This window comes from Thomasclavelia sp. (assembly GCF_017889095.1).
Lineage (GTDB): Bacteria > Bacillota_I > Bacilli_A > Erysipelotrichales > Coprobacillaceae > Thomasclavelia.
Genome location: NZ_JAGHEW010000061.1, coordinates 1 through 4,915 on the forward strand (window position 1 = coordinate 1; position 4,915 = coordinate 4,915).

4 protein-coding genes are annotated in these 4,915 nt (G+C 28.4%); all 4 read right to left on the reverse strand.

Annotated features, from left to right (window positions below; all coding sequences use genetic code 11):
* Positions 1–916 (reverse strand): 6-phospho-beta-glucosidase (locus tag J7M77_RS02665; RefSeq protein WP_296875691.1); only part of this gene is annotated, 916 nt, incomplete at its 3' end.
* Between the two features lie 135 nt (positions 917–1,051).
* Positions 1,052–1,909, reverse strand: a complete 858-nt coding sequence (locus J7M77_RS02670; protein WP_296875693.1) for a MurR/RpiR family transcriptional regulator — start codon at positions 1,907–1,909, stop codon at positions 1,052–1,054.
* Positions 1,910–1,996: 87 nt separating this feature from the next.
* Positions 1,997–2,743, reverse strand: a complete 747-nt coding sequence (locus J7M77_RS02675) for an HAD-IIB family hydrolase (RefSeq protein ID WP_296875695.1) — start codon at positions 2,741–2,743, stop codon at positions 1,997–1,999.
* Positions 2,724–4,409: an FAD-dependent oxidoreductase gene (locus J7M77_RS02680; protein ID WP_296875696.1), complete on the reverse strand. Its 1,686-nt coding sequence runs from the start codon at positions 4,407–4,409 to the stop codon at positions 2,724–2,726. Before J7M77_RS02680 ends, J7M77_RS02675 begins: the two co-directional genes overlap by 20 nt.
* Positions 4,410–4,915: the final 506 nt, after the last annotated feature.

The following is a 4,915-nucleotide window of genomic DNA, read 5'->3' on the forward strand; positions in this document are numbered from 1 at the left end:
CTGGTTTATAATTTAATGCTGGATCTTTATATAATTCAAATAATTCTGCTTCTGTTTGTTTAACTTGTTGTCCACGTGTCCCAATAGTATTATATTCTTCTAATCCATGTGCTAACATTTCTTCTTCACGGTAATAATAACGATGATATCCACAAGGAATCATATTCATTTGTTTTAACTGTTCTTTAAAAAATGGAATATCATGAATATTAGTAGGGATTCCTGCGTCCTTTCCTTCATACATTGCATCGATGATTTTTCCAGTTACATCATTGTCATTTGAATCGAAAACACGATGCCAGTGAAAATGATTTAATCCGGCAAATTTATATGTCAATTCATCTAAAGTTTTACCAATTGTTTCGGGTTCTGACATCATTGCCATAACAGGAACATTGCATAAACCGATTACCCGATCCCATTTACCATATCTCATAACTGCTTCAGTTACCATACCTGATGGATTAGTGAAGTTTACAAGCCAGGCATTTGGACATAATTCTTTCATATCTTCAACAATGCTTAAAATAACTGGAATTGTTCTTAATGCTTTAAACATTCCACCGGCACCATTTGTTTCTTGTCCTAACATTCCATAAGAAAAGGGAATTCTTTCGTCTTTGATTCTGGCATTTAATAATCCTACTCTAAATTGAGTTGTAACAAAATCAGCATCTTTTAAAGCTTCTCTGCGATCTAATGTTAAATGCACTTTAACATCATAAGGTGAAGCATCCCACATCCGTTGTGCCATTTTTCCAACGATTTCTAATTTTTCTTTTCCTTCTTCAATATCAACTAACCAAATTTCTTTAATTGGAAGTTCATCATATCTTTTAATAAATCCTTCCATTAATTCTGGTGTGTAACTACTACCCCCACCAATTGTAACAATTTTTACTGGTTTCTTGTTCATTTAAATTTCCTCCTTTGTTTTTGATAACTTCATTTTAGCGATATTTCATTAAAATTAAATATTTGCTAGAATTCAAGAGATTTTTTTCCAAAGAAAAAGATTGAAATTTCAAATATCTTGAAATATTTTGAAACTTCAATCCAATTCACGATCATCCATATAATCAATATGTTCTTTGATATAATTAATATTTTTATTTCTATTAAGATTAAAAAATGCTGCATAAATTACATCTAACATATATTGCATTGCAATATGCGATGAAAACTGTGATATCCTTTCTTGCATATTTTCTTTATCAGTTAAGCCTAAACTATATTTAATATAATGAGGATAATTATTTTTACCAACCTGGCTAATTAAAACAATCGGTATTTGTTTTTCATATAATTTTTTTACAATTTGTTCAATAAATGTTGCTTTCCCAGAGTATGATAAAATAATCGCTAAATGTGTTTTATCAGATGATAAAACAGTTAACCGCTGTTTATATTTTGTTTTTGGAACATTGACCATTTTTCCTACTGTAAGCATTTTATCCTGAAAATTTTCAGCCGCATTAAGATTATGAGAATGTGTATAGATATCAATAATTGAACAATTATTCATTAAAACTACTATTTTTTCAATATCATCATAATTTATATATCCAAGAGTATCTCTAATTGTCAATTCATAAAGCTCGATCATCTTAAAGGCAATATTTTTTACATCATCTTCTTTTTGAAAAGGATAATTTACGTTTATAAAAGTATTCTTATTGATTATACTATAATTATCTTTTGCAATTTGAACTTTTAAATCATTAAAACCGTTTAAATCAATTTTTTTACAAAATCGATGAATAGCTGATTTAGAAACCGGAATGGCATCAGCTAACTCTTGAATCGTCATATTTTCAATTTCTTTTCTATGTTTTAGGATAAATCTGGCAATTTGTGATTCTACTGGTGTCATATCCTGGCAAAGATAAATACGTTTTTCAATATTCATATCGCTTACTCCTTATCTTTAATTTAAAAGAGAAAGGCCATAATTAACGATTTCAGCCTTTCATAATTAAATCCTAATTAAAATTATTTACTCTCTTTCTAAGATACTGATAGCCTCATGGACTGAACCAACAATATGATCAGCAACTTTTTTTAATTCTTTTGGTGAGTTTTTAAAAGTAAAACCTATATCTGAAGCATCTAATAAAGTTATATCGTTAAATGAATCACCGATTCCAGCAATTTTATCAGCTAATAAATATTTACGTAAATAGTTGATTGCATTTCCCTTTGAACATCCTTTTTTCACAATATCAAGATACTGTTTATTTTGATGAACATCAATAACTTGACTATATCTTGAAAGTATTTCTATTTTCAGTTTTTGTGCCTCGGTTTCATCACTTGTAATAATCGATAAACCATAAAAATGCCCCTTAGGAATTTCATCAAAAGATGATACAACGATTTGGCTTATGGGCATAGAAATTACTTTAAAAAAAGCATAAATATTGCCATTGGCTTGAATTACTATTAGATATTTTGAAAACTGCTTTAAAATATCTTTAACAAGCGACTCTTTAATACATTGTTCATAAACAATATTTAATTGAGAATCTAGTATTAGTGCCCCACTACTTAAAATACTAAAATCTAAATCAATTTTATTGTCCAAATACTCTTTGATTCCTGAATATGGTCTACCGGTACATATTCCAAATAAAGACCCATTTGTTTGAAACTGTTTAATACTTTTAATATCCAAATTCGAAATAGAATCACGATTATCTTCAAAAAATAAAGTTCCATCAAAATCACTCGCTAAAGCAATCATCGCATTTATCCTCCTGATTAAAACAATAATCTAAATAAAACCCTAATCCGCCACTTAAAACAGTCACTTTCTGATAACCCCTTTGCATTAGTATTCTAGCACAGTTATAGGCTCTAACACCAATAGCACAATAAACTACAATTGGTTTATTTTTATCTAATTCCTGATAACGTTCAAACAATTCACCATAAGGAATATGATAAGACCCTTCAATTTTAACCAATTTTCTTTCATCATTTTCTCTTACATCTAATGTTATCACATCATCTTTGATCGCTTGATATTCATCAGGCAAGATTAAATTAATATAGCCATTTTCCATATTCTCACCAACATAGCCAAGCATATTAACAGCATCTTTTGCCATAGCAAAAGGTGGTGCATAAGCAATTTGTAAATCTTTTAAATCAGTAACTTTTCCATGATAATGAATCACCGTTGAGATAACATCAATTCGTTTGTCAACACCTTCGAATCCAATAATTTGGGCTCCTAGAATTTGTTGACTTTGATCATAAATCACTTTCATCACTAATGGTTTAGCATCAGGATAATATCCGGCATGTGACTTTTGTTGAATGATTGTTACTTCATAATCTTGATGACGTTTTAAACCAGTTACTTGTAATTGTTTTTCGTTCAATCCTGTAGTAGCTCCAACCATATTAAATACCTTAATAATACTGCTTCCTAATGAGCCTTGATATGGTATTTTAGCTTCCAATAAATTATCAGCTAATATTCTTCCCTGTTTATTAGCTGGGCCAGCTAAAGGAATCATCGTTTTTTGATGATTAATATAATGTTCAACTTCAATTACATCTCCAATTGCATAAATATCTTGAATATTAGTTTGTAGATATTTATCGACAATGATACCACCTTGACGATTACATGCAATCCCAACTTTTTTAGCCAACTCACTTTGTGGCTTAACCCCTGCCGATGAGATAACCATATCATAAACTTTATCAAAACGACTTGTTTCAACTTTTATTTTGCCATGGCTATCTTCAAAACCTAATACTTCTGTCTTTAAATACAAAGATACCTTATTTTCATTTATATGTTTATGAAGTGGTTGAACCATTTCAAAATCAAAGTTATTCAAAATCTGCTTTTCTCTTTCAATAATATCCACATTTATTCCTAATTCTTTTAGATTTTCAACTGTTTCTATTCCTACAAATCCACCACCAATAACACAAACATTTTTGATCTTTTCCACAATGACCTTACGCTTAATTTTATCAAAATCATCAAAAGTCCATAATTGTTGGATCGCTGGATGATCATTGCCTTTAACTGGCAAATTAATTGGTTTTGATCCCGTTGCAATAACTAGTTTATCATATTTTTCTTGATAATTATTGTTCTTAAAATAATCATGAACAGTCACCATCTTTGAATCAGCATCGATATCAATTACTTCACTAGCCACTCTTACATCTATTTGAAATCGATTTTTAAATAGTTCAGGTGTCATTAATAATAATTGTTCTTTTGTTTCTATTTCTCCTGAAACATAATATGGTAGACCACAGTTTGCATAAGAAATATAATTTCCTTTTTCAAACATGACAATTTCTACATCTTTATCTAATCTTCTTAATCTTGCTGCAGCAGTAGCTCCAGCAGCTACACCACCAATAATAATAACTTTCATGTTTTCTCCCTCCTTTGTTGTTATTTTAAAAATAACTTTAAATAAAATTTAATCCTTTCAATAAAAAAAATCAAGTAATATGCATAAAATATTTTTATTTTTCATAATTCTATTAATTTTTTTCTAGAAAAAAATATTCGATCTTATACCTGAGATTTTTTTCCAAAAAAAAATTAAAAACTACATATATTTTGAAACATTTTGAAACCTCAATTTACCATTATTATTTCTTCTATAAAATATAATTCAAAACATAAAACTTTTTACTTAATTAGCCATTAGATATAAGATAAGTATGCAAACTTAGACAAAACCAAAATTTTTAAAAATTTCTTTAGAATTCTTTAGTTTTATTATGATAAAAATTTAATCATCTTATTGTATCATCTTAATATAAATATTAATAAAAGAGGTACAAACAATGAATAACCTAGAGAAAATAAGTTTATTTTTAATTAGTATTGGCATTATTATAATGTCTATTGCCTGCATGGATATTATTAGTA

Bases quoted from the DNA above. Each gene is read 5' to 3' on its own strand.
- J7M77_RS02670 (WP_296875693.1), bottom strand. From the start codon at position 1,909: ATGAATATTGAAAAACGTATTTATCTTTGCCAGGATATGACACCAGTA.
- J7M77_RS02680 (WP_296875696.1), bottom strand. From the start codon at position 4,409: ATGAAAGTTATTATTATTGGTGGTGTAGCTGCTGGAGCTACTGCTGCA.
- J7M77_RS02675 (WP_296875695.1), bottom strand. From the start codon at position 2,743: ATGATTGCTTTAGCGAGTGATTTTGATGGAACTTTATTTTTTGAAGAT.